General features: G+C 56.0%; 16 protein-coding genes and 1 riboswitch. Of the genes, 7 read left to right on the top strand and 9 right to left on the bottom strand.

The genetic code is table 11. From position 1 onward, the window contains the following. Positions 1-5: 5 nt before the first annotated feature. From dprA to LA756_RS04610, 3 genes are all read right to left on the bottom strand, one after another. Positions 6-1,136, bottom strand: a complete 1,131-nt coding sequence (gene dprA / locus LA756_RS04620) for a DNA-processing protein DprA (protein ID WP_224438703.1) — start codon at positions 1,134-1,136, stop codon at positions 6-8. Between the two features lie 80 nt (positions 1,137-1,216). After that, positions 1,217-2,338, bottom strand: a complete 1,122-nt coding sequence (gene aroB, locus LA756_RS04615; protein ID WP_224438702.1) for a 3-dehydroquinate synthase — start codon at positions 2,336-2,338, stop codon at positions 1,217-1,219. Between the two features lie 17 nt (positions 2,339-2,355). Continuing rightward, positions 2,356-2,586 carry a hypothetical protein gene (locus tag LA756_RS04610; RefSeq protein WP_224438701.1) on the bottom strand — a complete coding sequence of 77 codons (231 nt, stop codon included), beginning with the start codon at positions 2,584-2,586 and terminating at the stop codon, positions 2,356-2,358. Positions 2,587-2,701: 115 nt separating this feature from the next. On the opposite strand from LA756_RS04610, the gene LA756_RS04605 reads away from it, so the two are divergent. Then, positions 2,702-3,199, top strand: a complete 498-nt coding sequence (locus LA756_RS04605) for a hypothetical protein (protein ID WP_224438700.1) — start codon at positions 2,702-2,704, stop codon at positions 3,197-3,199. 355 nt (positions 3,200-3,554) lie between these two features. Here LA756_RS04605 and LA756_RS04600 read toward each other — a convergent pair whose 3' ends face one another. Both LA756_RS04600 and nagB read right to left on the bottom strand, forming a co-directional pair. Then, on the bottom strand, positions 3,555-4,559 hold the full coding sequence (locus LA756_RS04600) for a rhomboid family intramembrane serine protease (RefSeq protein ID WP_224438699.1): 1,005 nt from the start codon (positions 4,557-4,559) through the stop codon (positions 3,555-3,557). Between the two features lie 12 nt (positions 4,560-4,571). Beyond that, complete coding sequence (gene nagB, locus LA756_RS04595; RefSeq protein ID WP_224438698.1) at positions 4,572-5,363, bottom strand: glucosamine-6-phosphate deaminase; 792 nt, start codon at positions 5,361-5,363, stop codon at positions 4,572-4,574. A 433-nt stretch (positions 5,364-5,796) separates the two neighbouring features. Here nagB and LA756_RS04590 point away from each other — a divergent pair, with 433 nt between their 5' ends. The 6 genes from LA756_RS04590 to LA756_RS04565 all read left to right on the top strand — a co-directional run bounded on the left by LA756_RS04590 (position 5,797) and on the right by LA756_RS04565 (position 11,540). Next, positions 5,797-6,630: a ParA family protein gene (locus LA756_RS04590; protein WP_224438697.1), complete on the top strand. Its 834-nt coding sequence runs from the start codon at positions 5,797-5,799 to the stop codon at positions 6,628-6,630. Between the two features lie 266 nt (positions 6,631-6,896). Further along, on the top strand, positions 6,897-7,541 hold the full coding sequence (locus LA756_RS04585) for a hypothetical protein (protein WP_224438696.1): 645 nt from the start codon (positions 6,897-6,899) through the stop codon (positions 7,539-7,541). Positions 7,542-7,665: 124 nt separating this feature from the next. Continuing rightward, positions 7,666-9,366, top strand: a complete 1,701-nt coding sequence (locus LA756_RS04580; RefSeq protein ID WP_224438695.1) for an MJ0042-type zinc finger domain-containing protein — start codon at positions 7,666-7,668, stop codon at positions 9,364-9,366. 74 nt (positions 9,367-9,440) lie between these two features. Further along, the gene (locus LA756_RS04575) at positions 9,441-10,364 is read left to right on the top strand and encodes an MJ0042-type zinc finger domain-containing protein (protein WP_224438694.1); all 924 of its coding nucleotides are present in this window, start codon (positions 9,441-9,443) and stop codon (positions 10,362-10,364) included. Between the two features lie 99 nt (positions 10,365-10,463). Further along, positions 10,464-11,207, top strand: a complete 744-nt coding sequence (locus tag LA756_RS04570) for a metallophosphoesterase (RefSeq protein ID WP_224438693.1) — start codon at positions 10,464-10,466, stop codon at positions 11,205-11,207. Between the two features lie 6 nt (positions 11,208-11,213). Further along, positions 11,214-11,540: a hypothetical protein gene (locus tag LA756_RS04565; RefSeq protein ID WP_224438692.1), complete on the top strand. Its 327-nt coding sequence runs from the start codon at positions 11,214-11,216 to the stop codon at positions 11,538-11,540. 166 nt (positions 11,541-11,706) lie between these two features. On the opposite strand, the gene LA756_RS04560 is transcribed toward LA756_RS04565, so the two are convergent. From LA756_RS04560 to LA756_RS04545, 4 genes are all read right to left on the bottom strand, one after another. Next, entirely contained in the window at positions 11,707-13,758 is a 2,052-nt protein-coding gene (locus tag LA756_RS04560) for a TonB-dependent siderophore receptor (RefSeq protein WP_224438691.1), read from the bottom strand. A gap of 36 nt (positions 13,759-13,794) precedes the next feature. Beyond that, positions 13,795-13,986, bottom strand: a riboswitch (cobalamin riboswitch). Between the two features lie 270 nt (positions 13,987-14,256). After that, positions 14,257-15,105, bottom strand: coding sequence for a hypothetical protein (locus LA756_RS04555; protein WP_224438690.1), 849 nt, complete (start codon positions 15,103-15,105; stop codon positions 14,257-14,259). 148 nt (positions 15,106-15,253) lie between these two features. Next, positions 15,254-16,636: a Gfo/Idh/MocA family protein gene (locus tag LA756_RS04550; RefSeq protein WP_224438689.1), complete on the bottom strand. Its 1,383-nt coding sequence runs from the start codon at positions 16,634-16,636 to the stop codon at positions 15,254-15,256. Between the two features lie 52 nt (positions 16,637-16,688). Further along, a complete protein-coding gene (locus tag LA756_RS04545) occupies positions 16,689-18,092 on the bottom strand; it encodes an SUMF1/EgtB/PvdO family nonheme iron enzyme (RefSeq protein ID WP_224438688.1) in 1,404 nt (467 codons plus the stop codon). Positions 18,093-18,105 lie beyond the last annotated feature (13 nt).

Raw genomic sequence — 18,105 nt, 5'->3', positions numbered from 1 at the left:
ACTGACTAAGCCGTACGTTGTACGGTGGTGCCATTGGTGCGAACGATCAGCCGTTTCATTTCAAGGATGCTAAGCGTCGATAACACGCGATGAACCGGCAGCTTCGATTTGCTAACGAGCGAGTCCAGCGACATCGGGGCCAACTCGATGTGCTGCAGGACTTGTTGCTCTTGTTCGTTCAATTTCAGTTCGGACGGAATAAGAACCGTTTGTTCTTCGGAAACTTTCAATGGTTGTCGAAGCGGACCAAGCTGTTCGATGAGATCGTCCACGCTTTGAATCAACGTCGCACCGTCGCGGATCAAACTGTTCACACCGCGGGCGACCGGGTTATCGATTTGCCCAGGGATGGCGAACACCTCTCGGTTTTGTTCCATGGCCATGCGAGCGGAGATTAACGCCCCGCTACGGACTGCTGCTTCGATAATCACCACGCCCAGGCTCATCCCGGTAATCAGCCGATTACGCTGCGGGAAAGCCCCGGCGATGGGACTGACCAAGGGAGCTGCCTCGCTGACGATTGCCCCACTCTTTGCCACGTCGTCGGCTAGTTCCACATGTTCGGGGGGATAAATCTTCGACACGCCACCTCCAAGGAAAGCGATCGTGCGGCCGTTTGCTTTGAGCGTTCCTTTGTGGGCTGCCGCATCGATTCCCCGGGCCAACCCGCTAACCACAGTAAAGCCTGCTTTAGCGAGCTCGTAACCGAATCGCTCGGCTTGCTTCTTCCCATAGTGCGTAGCATGCCGAGTACCGACGATTGCGACGGCAAGCTCATCGCAGGGAAGAAACTCGCCTTTGGTAAACAGCAGCGTCGGCGGGTCGGGAATTTCTTTCAGCAGTTCCGGGAACGAATCGCTTTCCCGTGTGAGGATCTTAATGCCGAAGTCTCGGCAGTGCTCCAGTTCGCGCTCGATGTCTAGTTCGTTGGCGCGAACGATCGTCTTGGCGACTTTCGGGCCAATGCCGGAAACGCCTTGTAGCTGCGACGCTGTGGCTGACAATGCCCCTGCCAACGAACCGAAATAGGCCTGCAGCGATTGCACTTTCGCTGGTCCAATCCCAGAGCTCAGCGACAACCGAAGCGCGGCGAGAAACTCTGGATCTTCGGTCAAATCATCAGCGGCAAAACTCATTGATGTGGCACCTCTATCATGGGTCAGGTGTCGCCCATTATAGGGGGTGCTGCGACGCTGTCGAGCAAAAACCGCTGCGGCTATTTTTCGTAGCCGTCAGTCCACGCTTCCATGGCGACATCCGCGGGAACGTCTGGCGTCAGAACCACTTTTCCGAGGCAATGCGGCACGATGAATCGCAGCTTGCCATGCTCGACTTTCTTATCGCGCTGCATCGCGGCAAGGATGGCCGATTCCTCCAGTTTCGGAACCGCGACAGGTAGCTCGAGCGCGGTGAGCAGTTTGTGTTGCCGCTGGGTGAGCGAGGAGTCGAACACGCCCAGCTTTTCGCCTAGCCGCGAGGCACACAGCATCCCGACCGAAACGGCCTCGCCGTGGAGGTATTCGCCGTAGCCAGAGACTGTTTCCAACGCGTGGCAGTAGGTATGGCCATAATTCAAAATGGCTCGCAAGCCGGTCGTTTCGCGTTCGTCCTCGGCAACGACTTGGGCTTTCAGTTCGCAGCTTCGGGCAATGATCTTTTGCAGCACGGCCGCGTCTCGGTCGAGCAGCGGCTGAACGTTTGCTTCCAGGTACTCGAAGAACTCGGGATCGAGAATCACGCCATACTTCACAACCTCGGCTAAGCCGGAAAGGTATTCGCGGCGCGGCAGCGTTTCCAGTACGGCCGTATCGATCAGCACCCCTTTCGGCTGCCAGAAGCAGCCGACGATATTCTTCGCCGCGGGAAGATTGATTCCCACTTTTCCGCCGACGCTGCTATCGACTTGGGCGAGCAGTGTCGTCGGGATCTGGAAGAAATCGAGGCCCCGCGTCATCGTAGCGGCGATGAATCCGGCTAAGTCGCCGATCACCCCACCGCCGAGCGCCACGACCACCGACTTGCGATCGACGCGGTCGGCTAGTGCTTTTTCCCACAGCTCTTGCGAAGTCGAGACCGATTTACTCGGCTCTCCAGCGGGAACGACCAAGCTGGTAACACGAATCGATTCGGCCTTCAGGGCCGATTCGACCGTTTCCTGGTAGTGCCTGGCCACGTTGGCGTCGCTGATCAGCACCGCGTGCGTCACACTGCGGAGCGAAGTAATCCACGAGCCGACGTTTGCCAAGTTGCCGGTACCGATCGAAATATCGTACGAGCGTTCCGCCAACGGGACATGAACGGTTTGCGAAGCGTATGGACTCGAGTTCAAGGAGCTCATCAATGATCTTTCCGGGGCTAACTGCGTGCTTCGATTCGTGCCACGTCGGCCTGGGTTACCGTAATCTGACGGCAAAATCCGGTGTGCAGCCGAACGTATTCCAGCTGCTCGCAGGACGCTGCGTCGGCGTGAAGACGTTTGGCGATCGTCGCTCGGCTCTCAGGCGGAACGTCGGCCAACTCTTCAGGCCAGATCGTCTTTTCCTCGATAATTAACGCTTCGCGGTAGGGATCGAATTTATCGGGCAACGGACTATCCTTTGAGAGTCTCGGCACGCTGCTGGGGTTCGCCGGCACCACGTCCGGCCGAATATTGAGTATAAAACAGAGCAGCCGTGACGAACATTCCCGATAGGAGCCGACTTTGCCCCGCGACCCCAGCCCCACTTCCGAACCCCGTCGTGTCGGCTCCGGCCAATTGGTTGTTGGCGCGATCGTGCTGATTGCTGCGATTCTGGCCGGCATCACCGTCTGGCACCATTGGTCCAAAGGGGTTGCGTCGATTGCTTACTGGGGGGCCGAGAATGGCAAGAACATCCGCTATGCCCCGCTCGTGCAGCTGGAAGCGAACGGCCAAACGTATCATCTTTCCGATGCCCCCGGCTTGGTCCATTTTCGCCAGGCGTTGATAGAAGACGCCAGCTTTTCCGGCACGTTACTCAGTAAGGAAGCAGACGCCGACTGGACGCATCAGGTCATGTTCTCTCAGCCAGAAAGCCTCGAGGCGACGGTCGTTCAGTTCGATCTGAAACAAGGGCTAGTCCGCCTGAAAGATGCTGACACGGTCCGGATCGCAAAAGAGGAGCCGACCGCTACAGGTCTGCGGAGATTCTTCGCGGATGTGACCAACGCGAACGAGTAAATTGTCAACGAGCGGCGGCAGCGAAAGATCGATGAGCTCGTCCAGTTTCTTATTTATGTGTACTCGCGTCTAGAATTATTTAACCGCGGCCGTTTTTTCCGAGAGTTACGCAGCTTGCCCTTGCGCGATTGAGGCATGGCGGAATCATTGCCGCAAAAAACGACCATTCCGCACGGCGCCCAACGTGCCAAAAACGTGTACACCTTGGCAATACCTGTTCAATAAGTCGCGCAAACGTGTTGGATGCTTGGACAATAAATGCGTACAATAGGCGCTAGCAAGGTTTGCCAAACACATCGCTGCAATTAGGGGCGACTCTTCCCGCGTTAAATTGCCGGAATTTTGATCAGTCGCACTACCGCCGGTTGCTCATTGCTTGGATATAGCCAATGACCAGGCCGGCGACCAGGCCGCCGGTGTGGGCCAGGTTGGCGATGCCGCCCATCACGCCGAACCAGCAGAGGAAGAACCAGATCATGAGGATGATGATCGACGATTGGGCGATCATCAGGCCGAACGTCGGATCGTTGTTCGAGCGCATCCAGAGGTAGCCGAACAAACCATACACCACGCCGGAATAGCCGACGAAGTTGACCGATCCGTAATAGATCTCGTAGCGCTGCAGCGCGGTGTCGACCAACAGCATGGGGATGACCCCTTGGGCCAAATTGCTTGCCAACGCGAGTCCCAAATTCAACAGAAGAAAGTGCATGCTGCCGATGCGACGTTCCAGAATGGGACCAAGCATGAACATCATGTACATGTTGAAACCGACATGCAGTAGCGCCATGCGGCCATTGCGTTGATGCAGAAAGACCGGCGTGATCAAACGCCAGACTTGTCCTCGCTCGATCGTGCGAAGCGAGTTCGGTTCCGGAGAGACCATATAGGCTTGAGTATCTTCGGGCGAAAGAAAGCTGAGCGTCGCGTAAATATAGTCGCCAATGCCTGGCGGATCTTGCGGCGTTTGAGCGCGGAAGAACATGCCCAGCAGCGTCACGCCGATGCAGATGATCAGGATGCCCTTGGTAACTGGGGCTCCTGTCAGTCCGCTGCCGACTCGGGCGGTGCGGTGCTTTACTTCATGCACGTTCTTGCGACGTTCGCGTTCGCGAAGCTGCTCCATCTTCCGAATCCCGGCCGCTTCTTCGCCTGCCTGGCGATAGCGGCCGTCGTCGGGGTTGGACCGGAACGCTTCCAACTCGGTACGAGCCTGATCGACCTGATTTTCTTCGTGAATCCAGACCGTCCACTCGCCATCGGAAGCGGGGTCAGCTTTCGAGTGGATGCCCAGCGTCAGCAAATAGTCAACGAACCGGGCGGCGTGGGTTTCGGAAGAGAGCTTACCGATTTGGCGCATGATACTCTGTGGTTATTTAACTTCTCCGGATTGAAGCCGCCGGTGCGCCTCCTCGACTTCATCGTAGTAGGAACGACGTTGAAGTTGCGAGGCCGATTCTTCGTCGAGAATCACGACCACGTCCTGATGGAACTGCAGGGCACTGCCGGTGACTTGAGCCGTTACCGGTCCTTCGACCGTGGCGGCAATCGCTTCAGCTTTTTCCTTGCCGAAAGCGAGAAGAATACACTTCTTCGATTCGAGGATTGTACCTACCCCCATCGTGATGGCCAGACGAGGGACATCTTCTTCGGTGCCAAAGAAGCGAGCATTGTCGCGAATCGTCTCGGGGGCGAGTGTCTTCAAACGGGTCCGACTGCCAAGCGAAGAGCCAGGCTCGTTGAACGCGATATGTCCGTCACGACCGATCCCGAGGATTTGCATATCGATCCCGCCTGCTTCGGCGATCATCGCTTCGTACTGGGCCCCGTAGGTGTCGTAATCGAGAGCTCGACCATCGGGAACGTGGGTGTTTCGGATGTCGATATTGATATGGCGGAAAAGATTTTCCGTCATGAAATGGCGATAGCTTTGCGGATGCGTGGGGGGCAATCCGACATATTCGTCTAAGTTGAACGAGGTAACCCGGGAAAAATCGAGCCCTTCCCCCTGATGCATGCGAATCAGTTCCTGGTAGAGCTTCAGCGGGGTACCGCCGGTGGCCAAACCGAGAATAGCACGCGGTTTCTTGCGAACATGCTGGGCGACAATCGACGCGGCACGCTGGCTGCCTTGTTCGGCCGAAGGTTCGATAATGACACGCACGGGGCGTTTCCTCTATCTTTTGCGAAAATTAGGAAGGCGAGTTGTGTCGGTTTGGGTGTTTTTCGACCCGCGACACGCGGGCCCTACAGCGTAAGGAGGCTAACGTGAATCGAGGGAAATGGGTAAGTTTCCCTGCCGGATAAACCTCTGTTCGCTGCGTTCCCCGGGTTGCAAGCAACCGCGGGCTACCCATGAATTTGCGCTCATTCGTGGGCATTATTCCACGACGTGACGCCAATTCTGGAACCGAGCCATCGATCATAGACCACCAGTGCTTGGCGGGAAAGGCAACGACCATACAAACTTGCGCGGGAATTCGAGGAAAACCGGTCTGGAATCATTTGCCCGGTCCTGATTACAATCCCCCGCAATGCTGGCACTGCTGCACAGGCCAGACTCGCCGAACGTTTCGCTTCACAACAAGGAGGTTGTCATGCGGTCGATTGCCATTTTGAATCAAAAAGGGGGCGTGGGAAAAACGACCACCGCCGTCAACCTGGCATCTGCGATTGCTCGCATGGGGCACAAAGTTTGTGTTCTCGATCTCGATCCCCAAGCCCACGCATCGCTGCATCTTGGAATCGGCGTTGCCTCGGGATCGGAGTCGGTTTACCAGGTCCTCATGGGGGAAGCGACGCTAGAGCAAGTTTGCCATCCGGCAGGCGAAAATCTTTGGTGCGTTCCGGCCCATCTCGATTTAGCGGCCGCCGAAATGGAATTGGCCGGGGAAGTGGGCCGTGAAATGATCCTTCGCGATGCGATGGAAGTTCATGGCGAAAAGTACGACTATCTGATTATCGACTGCCCTCCGAGCCTGGGCGTGTTGACGCTCAACGCGTTGGCCTGTGTCGATGAAGTCTTCCTGCCGTTGCAGCCTCATTTCCTGGCCCTGCATGGTTTGAGCAAGCTGCTGCGAACGGTCGACATTGTCTCGAAGCGAATCAATCCGGGTCTGCGTCTTTCCGGCGTCGTGCTTTGCCTGTTTGAATCGGGCACACGTTTGGCTGGGGAAGTGGCCGGCGACGTGCACGAATTTTTCAGCGGTACCGCCGAAGGAAAGACCTGGGCGACTGCGGAAGTGTTCCAGACACGTATCCGCCGCAACATTCGTCTGGCCGAAGCCCCAAGCTTTGGGCAGTCGATCTTCGATTATGACCCGCATTCCAACGGAGCTGAGGACTACACGAACCTGGCTCGCGAAGTGCTTGGCTTAGGCCTCGCCACGCAGGAAACCGAAGAAAAGCTGGCCGAATCGGCTGCCGCGTAGAAAAAGCTTTCCGCAGGGAAAGCGTTGATTCTTTCACCCGGTGACGGTAATGATTAAATGGACGGTGTTTACCGTCCATTTTTTATGGGTGAACCAGAGTCGTGGGCGTCTGCCGTTGAATTTGAGGGCATGAACCAATTCTTGTCCCCTCTCCTCAAAGGAGCGAGGGCACAGGATTTACGGTACGCCTGCGAAGTTAAGAGCATCGCCCCAAGCTTTGCGGTTCACTGCGTTTCCACGATGGGTCAGGGAGTCATTCGGCGCCGATGTTTGGTTTTCGTTTCAGCCTGAAAAGCTTGCTCGGGATGTTCGTGATCGTGTCGATTGCGATCGTACTGACGACGCAGTGGCGTTATCGCGGGCGGCTGACGACATCCTTTCTCGACCCCACTTCGGCCGAGGCTCAAGCCTTATTGGCGACTCCGGTCGTGGCGGATGACGAGCTGCTGCCGACGGCCGAATATCGGGGGAATTATCGGGACGTGCGGTGGCTTTTCTCGAAGGCTCAGAACGATGTCGAGCTTTCCGGCGGATTGCAGGCCGATTTCGACAACGACCGCGTCGTGATCCGAACGGCGAAACCGAGCGAGCTGAAGCAATTGATCTCGAAAATGGCTGCCGCGGACCATTTGGAAGAAGATTCGGCGGTGATCCGTGGCATTGCGGTCGACGAAAACAACAAGCCAGTGGCGAACCTTCCGGTCGATTTGTTAGGGCCGACGCAGCTTCTTAACGCCTATCTGACGCGACCGGATGGCAGTTTCAGTCTTCCGGTCGAATTAACGCCGAGCGACGACTACACGCTCCGGTTTCGGCGATCTTACGCGGAAACGTACCAATCGATGCCGTTCACGCTCGGAAAATCGAAGCGAGAAGTGGTTGTGAGGGTCGTGATTCCACAAAAAGGGTAATCGTCCAGAACCAACTGCCCGATACGAGGTTGAATTGTACGGCCCCCCCAACGAGAATGAGGGGGACGACACTCCACGATTGACTACCAATTCGACCGACGTTAGTTGCAAGTCTGGGCTCAGGATGACCTCATACGCACAGTGCACGCATTGCCAAACCAAATTCAAAGCCAAGGCGGAGTTGAATGGCAAGTCGGTGCGTTGTCCCAAATGCAAAAAGGTTTTCGACGTCAAACTGACCGACGTAGCCCCCAGCATCGAAGAGCGGGCCCAGCATGGCTCGGCGGCGAATCTTTCTAAATCCAAGGTCATTCCGAAAAGCCAGTCAGGCTCGAAAGTGCTCGGCCAGCAGCAAAAGCCAGCAAAGAAGCCTGCCAAAAGCAAACCTGCCGATCGCCCCAAGTGGGCCGGCGAACCCAGCCCGGCCGATGTCGCCGCCAGCAAAGAGGCGGAAAAGAAGAAGCTGCACAAGATCCCGCCAGGCAAGGAAAGCCCGATCTTGCGTAGCCGGCGATCCCTTTCTTCGGTGATCTTGCCCGGCGATCGCCACATTCCGGCGGTCGAAGTCCCTTGGGGTTCCCCCTGCAATCCGCCGAAAGACTTCCTCAAAGAACAAGCAGGCGGCAGCGTCCAGATGCAGTCGCCAGGTCCGATGCCCTCGATGCACGCGCCGTTGCTTTCGCCGGAAGAGAAAGAAGTTCGCATCGAACCTCAATCGCCAGGCGAGATCGCTCCACTGATCGAAGACGAATTGGGGCTCCAGGAAGATACTCCGGCTAAAACGAAGAAGCCAACGTCGTCTTCCTCGAGCAGCATGGATATCAGCGACGACGAACTGATCGCTGGCGTCGCGGAAGATTCCGACACCAAGCCGAAGCCAGCCCGAGAAGGTTTTCATCGTTCGGCCAAAGAGAAAGTTATCGACGGTTCCTTCACCGACGAAACGGTCACTGCCGATAACGACGGTGGCTTCTACCGCCCTGCCCTGCCAGGCCAGAACGAAGACATCACTTCGATGGAACCGGCGCTGCTGGAACGCGCGATGAATTTGTCGCGGGTACTGATCGGCCGTGGTCCTTCGATCGACGACTTGGAAGCGGTAGAAGGTTCCAAGTACGTCGAACAAGTCGCACTCGTGCTAAAGGAAGAAGAAGGCTTCGGCCAGTCGAAGAAGTCTGGCGGCGGCCTGCCGGTCAATTCCACGCTGGTCATGACCGGCGTCGGTGTGGTTTGCGGGATCGCATTGCTGGGGCTGTTGGCGTTTGCGGCGATGACCATCAGCAGCACCCTGGGCAACAGCAATGGCCCGAACAAGTTTAACTACACCACGCCGATCACCAGTCAGTTCCCGGTCGAAGCACGCGGCCCGGCTGGGCTGGTGACCGTTAAGTTTCCGAAAAATTTCGAATCAATTCCTACCATCCATCGCCCTTGGTTAGGGACAGAAGTCGACGGGTTTCGCCTGGTGCGCGATGGCGAAACGTTCGTCATGCTGATCAGCGATTCGATCCCAGGAAACCCGCCTCAGGGCAATCAAATGCCCACCAAAGAACAGCTGGAAGTCTTCGGTCTGCAGAAGTTCGTCGGCAGCAATAATTACCTGACGCAGACCCAAAAGATGACGCTCGACAACTATCCGCTCTTCGAGTATCACTTTTCGGCAGATGTCTTGCGAAGCGAGCCAGGCAAAAGTCGGGTTGTTCTGCTCTTCACCAAGCAGCGAATGTTCGTCTTTCTTTGGGCGGGGGGAAGTTCCTCGTCGGAAGTTAACGAATTCTTTCAATCGATCAGCGTGAAGGGGAACCAGTACCCCGGATCTGGCTAAAACCGCGCTGGCATCTCTCCCCCTCATCATCGGTTCGATGTTTTACTTCCTCTGCGTTAGGCCTGGGGCTTGGGATGACCACCATTGCCAAGTGCACGCACTGCGAATCAACTTTCAAAGTCAAAGACCACCTCGTCGGTAAAGCGGTTCGCTGTCCGCGCTGTGGCGATGCGTTTCGTGTTCAAGCCCAAGCTGGCATTGCGACAACGCCTCGCAAGCATGCCCGCGCCGCTTCTACTACGACTCCGGCAGTGACCACCGAAGCCGAGCCGCTTGCCGTTTCGGCCCCGGTGGAAGAAGACTTCTATCACAACGCCGATGACGATCCCAACGCCAAGTACGAAGGCAACGTGGCCACGGCTCGTTTGCGAAAGAAGAAACGCCACGTCACGTTTCTGATCTCTTGCGGAGCGATTGCCGCGCTGGTGCTGATCGGCGGAACGGTGGCCGCGCTGCAGTACGTGTACGACAAAGCGGAGATGCCGCTGGAACTCGCCGAACCCCAATCGTTTGATGTCGAAAAGCTATCCGGAAATTGGCGACCCTACGGCGATACCAAGTTGGGCTATGCATTGAGTCTGCCTGGCGAGCCGCAAATCACGCAATCGCCCAACGACGAAGACATCCGCGTGGTTTTTCGAGATCCGCAATTTGGCAACATGATCTTCGAGATGCAATCCGATGCGAATCCTGAGTGGAACGATTACTTTGCATCCATCGATTCCGACGAGATCTTACGCGGCGTCCCGGCGGCGAATTTCATGAAACGAAGCTCCAGTTCGATCCATTGGGTCGGTTCAACGGCGGTCCACCAGTACGTTTTGACAAGTAAAGATACCCGGCTGACCAAAAATGTCGCGGTTGTTCAAAAATTCTTTGCCGATGGCAAAACGGTCACCGTCATATGGGCTGGCAAACGGAGTCAGCTGCGATCTACCGAGGTCTCGTACTTCTTCGCCTCGGTCGAAGTGATGGGCAAGCGGTACCTCACGCGCTGAGGATCGCCATCGATTTCCTGCACGTGCTATTCGGCGTGTTACAATAGCGTAACGTCGTTTCCGAGTTTCTGGGCACCCAGGGGAAGGTGGATCGAAGGGATGGATTGGTTTCTTTCCGACCTGCATATGTTTTCTCGCCGCTCGATTTATCACGAGCATGAAGATGAGATTCTTGCTCGTGCTGCCGAAGCACGCGTCTTTGTGCTGGGAGGCGATATTGTCGATTTCTCCTGGACGACATTGCCTTCGGTCGATGCAACGATTGACGCCGCGATGAAGTGGCTTTCCGACTTGGTCGAGTCGAACCCTAACTGTCAGTTTCATTACTTGTTGGGCAATCACGACTGCCATTCCGATTTCGTCACACGGCTTGGTGAAGTGACCGAAACGCACGAGAACCTTTATTGGGAGCCATACTTCCTGCGGATCGGTTCGGCGGTAATGTTGCATGGCGATGCAGTCCATTTGAAGCGGCGAACTAATTTGGCTTTGGCCGCGCAGCGTGGTCGCAAGCATCAATTTAAACAGCCGGAGTATCGGCATCAGATTTACGAGATGGCTATCCGTTCCAAGCTGCATGCGGTTGTTGGCAAGCTGGCCAATCCGCGGCGCGTTGTTGCCGGACGTATTTGGGATTACTTGACCAACGAAGCGGTCGATATGACCAATTCGGTTCGCAATGTTTACTTTGGCCACACGCATGTGCCGATGTCAGACTATGCGTTTCGTGGCATCAACTTCCACAATGGCGGGGCGTCCATCTCAGGCTTGAAGTTCAACATGTTGCCAATGCAGCTCGACGGTGAAATTCATCCCATGCCAGCCAATTCTCACCGCGCTTAGGTCCCTATGCCCAAACAGCCTGACTCTGCTGAACTGATCGAAAAGCTCAAAGCGGAAGGGGTTCATATCCGCCTTCGCAAGAGCGGCCAGGTACATACGCTCGACTTCTCGAAAGCAAGCTTCCAACCAGACGATCCATTCCTGTATCAGCTGGATAGTTTGCAAAGCCTGGAAGTGCTGAACGTCGAAGGTGCCCCGCTAACCGACGGAGCGATTGTTCCGTTGATGAAGCATCAAAACCTGAAGCTGATGACGCTGTCTGGAACGCAAATCTCGCCCGAGGGCATCAAACGCCTGCGACAAAACCTAATCGGCTGCCGGATCATTGCGTGATGCGGATTGCATTGGGTGGTACCGATTTTTAATTCGGTATCATCCGAAAAGTTGGTCCTGCGGCTTTCGAGAATGTCCTGACTAAACGGTTCTCCCGATAAAAAAAGGCCCTTCGTGAGCGGCTTCACGAAGGGCCTGTCGCGTTAGGATGTGGGGAGAACGTTGGTTAGAACGTCCACTCCACGCCGCTGTAAATTGCCGCGTCGGAAGTCGCGTAGCCGGTGATCTCTTCGTACTGCTCGTTCAGCAGATTGTCGATTTTATAGAACCAACGCATGTCAGGCGTAATCCAGTAGTCGCCGTAGACATCGATCACGTTGTAGTTCGCCAGCACGACCGAACCATCGCGAGCATCGAGCCGTTGGCCGATCATGCGGGCCGCCATGGTGATCGAGCCGCAGCCGTCGCCAAAGTAACGCGTGATCCCAAAGGTTCCTTTGTCGCGAGGACGTCGTACCAACGGCAGGTCAGTTTCTGCGTCCCAGGTATCGGTGTGGGTAAACGATCCCCAAACGGTCCATGCCGCATTGATGTACCAATCGGCGGTCAGCTCGACCCCGTGCGAACGGGCCTGACCGATGTTCAGCAGCGTGAACGTGGCCGAGTCGTACAGAATCAAATCGCGATAATCGTTGCGGAAGTAAGTTGCGCCGAGCACGACTTGCTCGTTCCACAGCGACTGATCGATTCCATATTCCCAGCCGCGGCTTCGTTCCGGACGGAGATTTGGATTGCCAAAGGGCAAGATGTTCTCTGACAACGACGGAGCGCGGTAGCCAGTGCCGAGACTTCCACGCAGGCGCGTTCCTGTCTCATGAATCTCGTATGCAGCGGTCGTGCGGTAGGTTTGGTGTGCACCCGCTTCGCTATGATCGTCCCAGCGAACACCAGCGGTCAGATGCAATCGATCCCAGAACGAAATCTGGTCCTGAAAGAAGATACCGGATTGATACTGGCTGGCCGTCGACGGTGCCGATGGCAGGTATTCGGTCGTGGCCGATTCGTCCCAATGCTGCACGCCAACGGAGAACTCGTGATCTGGCCACAATACCGCGGTACCGAGGTAAGTGAACTGACGCGTCGCCCCGTCAAAGTTGCTGGGGAAGAAGTCGTCGGTGTCTTGGCGTTCGTAATCAACGTAGTCGTAGGCGAACTGCTGACGGATGTTGCCGTCGAGAATTTCGTTGTTCACCTCGAACCGCTGTACGAAGTTCTTCGTCAGGTTGACCCGAGTCAGGTCATCCGTTGGCGGCGAACCGAGCGAAAACGCAGCGTCGTCGATACGTGCTGTCGCGTCGGTATAACGCAGGCGATAGACAAACTCGGTGTTATCGGTCAGCTGAACACCAAAGGCACCTGCCAGCGAGCCGACCTCGAATGGATCACGCTCGACACCGCTAGTAGCGGCTGAGAACGACTGCGTATCGAGCCACGAACCAGAGAACGAATAATCGAACGCGCCGCTGCTGCCTTGGATGTAGCCCCCTTCGCGATGCGTTTCGTACGCACCACCCTGGGCCGAGATCGCTCCGGAAAGCGGGCCTTCGCCACGACGCGTAATGATGTTGACGACACCGCCGATCGCTTCCGAGCCATACAAAAGGCTTTGCGGCCCTTGCAGGATTTCAATTCGCTCGACGTTATCGAGGGTCAAGTTTGCGGCGTCAAAGCCACGGCTTGGGCTGCTCGGATCGTTTACCGGAGAGCCGTCGATAAGTACCTTAGTATGCTGCGAGTTGGCCCCTCGCAGGAAGATCGATCGTACGCCGCCTGGTCCCCCGGAGTTAACGACATCGACGCCTGGCTGACGAGCCAAGATTTCACCGACGGTGAATGCGTCCGATTGTTCGATCTGGTCGCGTGCGATCACTTGCACCGAACCACCGAACTTGCGTTCTTCGGTGTTCATCGCCGTGGGCGTGACGACGGTCGCGTTCGAGAATGTCGCATCGTAGTCACGCTGCGAATCGCCACTGTTGGGTTGGCTGCGGACAATCACCGGGGGAAGCATCTCGGCTTCGTCATCGGCAATCTGAGGCACGTCTGGCACCTGCTCGACGACCGACTCCCCTTCCCCATCCTGAAAGGCAACCGGTTGAACCGCTGAGACATCGGCCGGCAACAGCTCTTGGGCGCTTGCCGAAGATGTCCAACATGCGAACCCAAGTAAACAAAGGGCTCCGAACTTCGGCGGGCCCCAACCATATTTCAATTTCACGCGCTGACCTTTCCATCCCTCGTGGAAACGTTTGAATCTGGCAACGTCTGGCTGGGCGAATATCCTGACTTCGATTCATCCTTTCGTCACCCTTCCCGAAACGGCATTCGCAGCTTCAGTGGTTTGTGACGATCGTCCTCGTTACAGTCGCGGGGCGGTGGGAGACTCGCACTCCTCTTCCTCGATTCCAGCAGACACGATGACGGCACGCGGCCACGTTGCTAGCGGCAAAGTGCGTGCATGTCGTATTGATATCATCGACTTTGCAGCGTGAAGGCTCCTTCAAAAGCTTTCCGACCGTGCCGTCTTGCCAAGCCGTTAAAGTCGCTTAGCTATCACTCCCCCCGCTGCTGCTAGAGAGGTTTCAGTTCCGATTGAGGTGGAAGGTTACAGCCATTTGCGTTCAATAACGGGACCGACACGCGCATAAAAAAACGCTCCGAGTTCAAACAATCGGAACGCTTCCGCGAGTGTTGGAATAACAAGAGATCATGACGGCTATTCATCTGCGGGTCGGTTCCAAGAGACCGGCGTGAAGTGATGCGAGTACTCCCCTTCCGCGTAGTAAGCGAACGGCCGCCCTTTGTCACGACCGATCAGCACAATCGCTGCGGAGGGTGTTTTGGCCGGGTAGTAGGTATCGACTGGGATACGAACGATCAAACAGTCGTCGTACAGCGTCGCGGAGATGGGGGCGGGCGGTTCGTTTATGGGCGAATCGTATCTTAATCTGTCCAGCAGTTTGGCACCAACGCCTCGATCGAGCTTGATCGATTCTCCTTCGACGTCAAAACGGTCAATTCGGAAGTCGTCCGCGTCGATCACTTTTGCCTGGGTGAGTGCCTTCTTCGCTTCTGCTTCGTTGGGGTAGCTTCCACGGTAAGTGCCTGGCATGGGGCCGAACGTTGCCGACAAGCCTAACACGGCCAAATTGTTGGGCAGATGAAAGATCCATTCGTTCCCCATCGCAATGCAGCCACCGGTCGAACGTTGACAGCGAGCAATCGGATCAAGATTATGGAACGTCGTGCCTGGCAGACCCATGCTCACGATCTCGCCAGAACCGCTGAAGTAGCTTACCGTCCCGATCACCAAGCCCAACGTTAATGGCGACAACACCGCGACCGCCCCCGCGGCAACATAGCGGTGTTGGCCAAGCAGCACCAGGATCGCCAGTGCGGCGACCAATGGAAAGAGCATACTCAAGGGACCAAGCAGCGCGAGAATCCAGCAAAGGGTGATCGTTCCCACAACCATCCATGGCCTGGGCTGGGGGCGATGGGGATCTTTCCAATTCGATCCACGATCGTCGGCAGGCTCTAGCAGCGTTGTTCCGAATGGATACATGACGTTCTCCTTGATGCGTATGGCAGATTGCCACCTCCTTTACTGTAGTGGAATTGATTGTAAGTGTGCAAATATCGGCGCATAAAAATAGCGTCCCGATCGTGAATCGACCGGAACGCTGACGCAGGTTTGCGATTGCCGACGAACGTTACACGAGGTATTCGACGTCGCGGTTTTGTCCCGGTTTTGGAATTGGGTACTTGCCGTTGGCATCGGGCATAACAGGGGCCGGACCATCGATGGTCAGCTTGTCAACATTCGGTGCGAACTCTTGCTCGCAGTTGAGCATTTGTTCGTAGGTGATTTCCTGACCGGTGTGAGCTGCCATTCGGCCCATGCTCGTCACCAGGCTGGCTTCCACGCCACGATAGACTTCGTTGTATGGCTGATCCTTGACGATCGCGTCGACAAAGTCGTTCCATTCCAGTTGGTATGGGTTTTGTTCCGGCTGCGGATAAGCCCAAGCGACTTCGCGTCGGCTTTGCTTTTGACCGGTGAACGTTCGCACTTTGCCAGGCGTGTGGCCTGAGGTGCTAACGATAGCCGAGCCCTTGCTGCCATGCACGACGCTGGACATGTCGTTGCGGCAGTTCAGCATCGTGCGACCATTGAAGAACAGCTTCGAGCCGTCGTCGTAGGTGTACTCAACCGAGTAGGTGTCGAAGTTCTGATCGACGAAGTCACCCCGATAGTGGCGACCACCCAGAGCGGAAGCTTTGACCGGCCACGAGTTCTTCATCCACGAGGTTTCGTCGATCTGGTGAATATAGAAGTCGCTGAAGCAACCACCGCTGGCCCACAGGAAGCTGTGGAAGCGTTCGATCTGGTACAGCACTTCCGGCTTGTCTTCTGGCTTCGTGGTGCTGAATGCCGAAGCAACGGGGCCATGCATCCGATAGGCACGCATGCAGATGATGTCGCCGATTTCGCCGTTCTGGATACGTTCGTGCAGTTCCTGGCGGCCGCGACAATGACGAACCATCAAACCGACGGCCGATTTAATGTTCTTTTGATCGGCGAGTTCTGCCAATGCCATCATCTTCTTGGCGCTAGGGCCGTCGGCGATGACTGGCTTTTCCATAAAGACGTTCAAGCCTTTATCGATCGCGTATTGATAGTGAACCCAACGGAATGCCAGCGGCGTCGCGAGAATGACGATATCACCAGGCTTGAGGGCATCCATCGCTTGCTTATACGCTTCGAAGCCAATGAACTGACGCTCTTTAGGAACATCGACTTTCTCTTTGTCTTCCTGGAACGTGCGATTGATGGCGGTGTAGCTGCCGTCCAGACGATGTTGGAAGACATCGGCGAGTGCGACCAACTTCGTGCGTCCGGTCGGAACTCGCAAGGCATCGGCAGCGGCTCCGGTACCACGACCACCGCAGCCGACCAAAGCGACTTGGATCGTGTCGATTTCTTTTTCTTCCGCGTGCACGTGCGGCACGGCAAACGCCGACAGCGCCGAAGCGGCACCCGCCATTTTGATGAAGTCGCGGCGATTGTTCTTCGCTTCAAATCGTTCGCTCATAGTCCGTCCTGTTCGTGTGGAAAAGTGAGAAGGATGATTGGGAAGTGGGGTGTTAGTAGACGTCTTTCGCACTGTTCCAGTAGAAGTACATTTCCTCGGGGGAAGGTACTTCCAAGGGGCGAATAATGCGAAAGCCGAGTTGTTGGGCATCGGTGTGATACCAAATACTTTTGGGCAACTGAGGATCTTGCTGCTTCCAAGCTGGATCGCTACCACGGCGAGCCGCGCTACGCAGGCGATCAGGGTCATCGTCCCAACCGCCGCCGCGGGCCGATCGTGGATAAAGCGTTGTTGGCTTCAGGTAAGGGTTTTTCGTCTCGTCCTGAATCTTCTCGAAGTACTCCGGCGAATATTGATCGGCACACCATTCCATGACGTTGCCGTGCATATCATGCAGTCCCCATGGATTTGCCTTTTTTAGCCCGACTTTTTGATATTTTTCGTTCGCATTGTCGTAAAACCATCCGTACTTCGTCAGCTGATCGACATCGTCGCCAAACGAATAGGCCGTTTCGGTCCCAGCACGGCACGCATATTCCCATTCCGCTTCGGTGGGCAAGCGATAGAAATGTCCTGTCTGAGCACTAAGCCACTGGCAATACTTGTTCGCCGCATGCTGCGTCATGCTAATGGCCGGATAGCCATGCTGCCCCATGCCGAAACTCATTTCGGTATAAGGAGGTGTCGGCTGACTGACCGCGTCGACATCGGTGTGCTGCTTGGTGTCGTAGTCGATTCGCGATCCATCTTTGCGGCGATCGACCTGGGTGATCATGAACGGTTCGTACTCGTCCCAAGTCACTTCGCATTTGCCCATCCAGAACGGGCTGACAGCCACTTTGGTTTGCGGCCCTTCATCCGAGCGACGAAACGGTTCGTTCTCGGCGCTGCCCATAACGAATTCGCCACCTGGGATGGCGATCATTTCGTATTCGACTTCGGTGACGGGAATGACATTCTTATAGTTGGCCGGCTCACCCTGCTCTTTCTTTGCTTGAGCGGTGATCTTGGCGTGGATCTGTTTGACCAATTCAAAGTCGTCAGGCGAAGCGAACTTGGGGCCGACTTTCGGCTTGGCTTTCAGCGTGACATCTTCCGGCCACTTGGCCCCTTCTTCGATCCACTGCTTCAGGATGTTGGTTTGTCCTTTGGAGAGTGGCCCGCCAGATCGAAGCGGCGGCATCAGCTGTTCGTCCGTACGCGGCAGCACCGTCATGGTGTAAAACATGCTGTCGTCCGGCGATTCCGGCAAAATGGCGCCACCGCTACCTGACTCGAACGCGTCTTCTTTGGTGGTGAGCAAATAGTCGCCAGCTGGCTCGTCGCCCGAATGGCAAGAGACGCAGTTCATCTCCAGAATGGGAGCGACATCTTTAACAAAGTCGACTTCGGCCGCTGAAAGAAACCCAGCAGAGGCAATCAACAAACCAATCGACGCGGCGCGAGACAGTTTCATTCGATATGCTTTA

Origin of the sequence: Bremerella sp. TYQ1 (genome assembly GCF_020150455.1) — a bacterium.
GTDB classification, from domain to species: Bacteria; Planctomycetota; Planctomycetia; order Pirellulales; family Pirellulaceae; genus Bremerella; species Bremerella volcania_A.
Note: the sequence above shows the minus strand (reverse complement) of the source record. Positions and strands in the feature narration are given on the sequence as shown.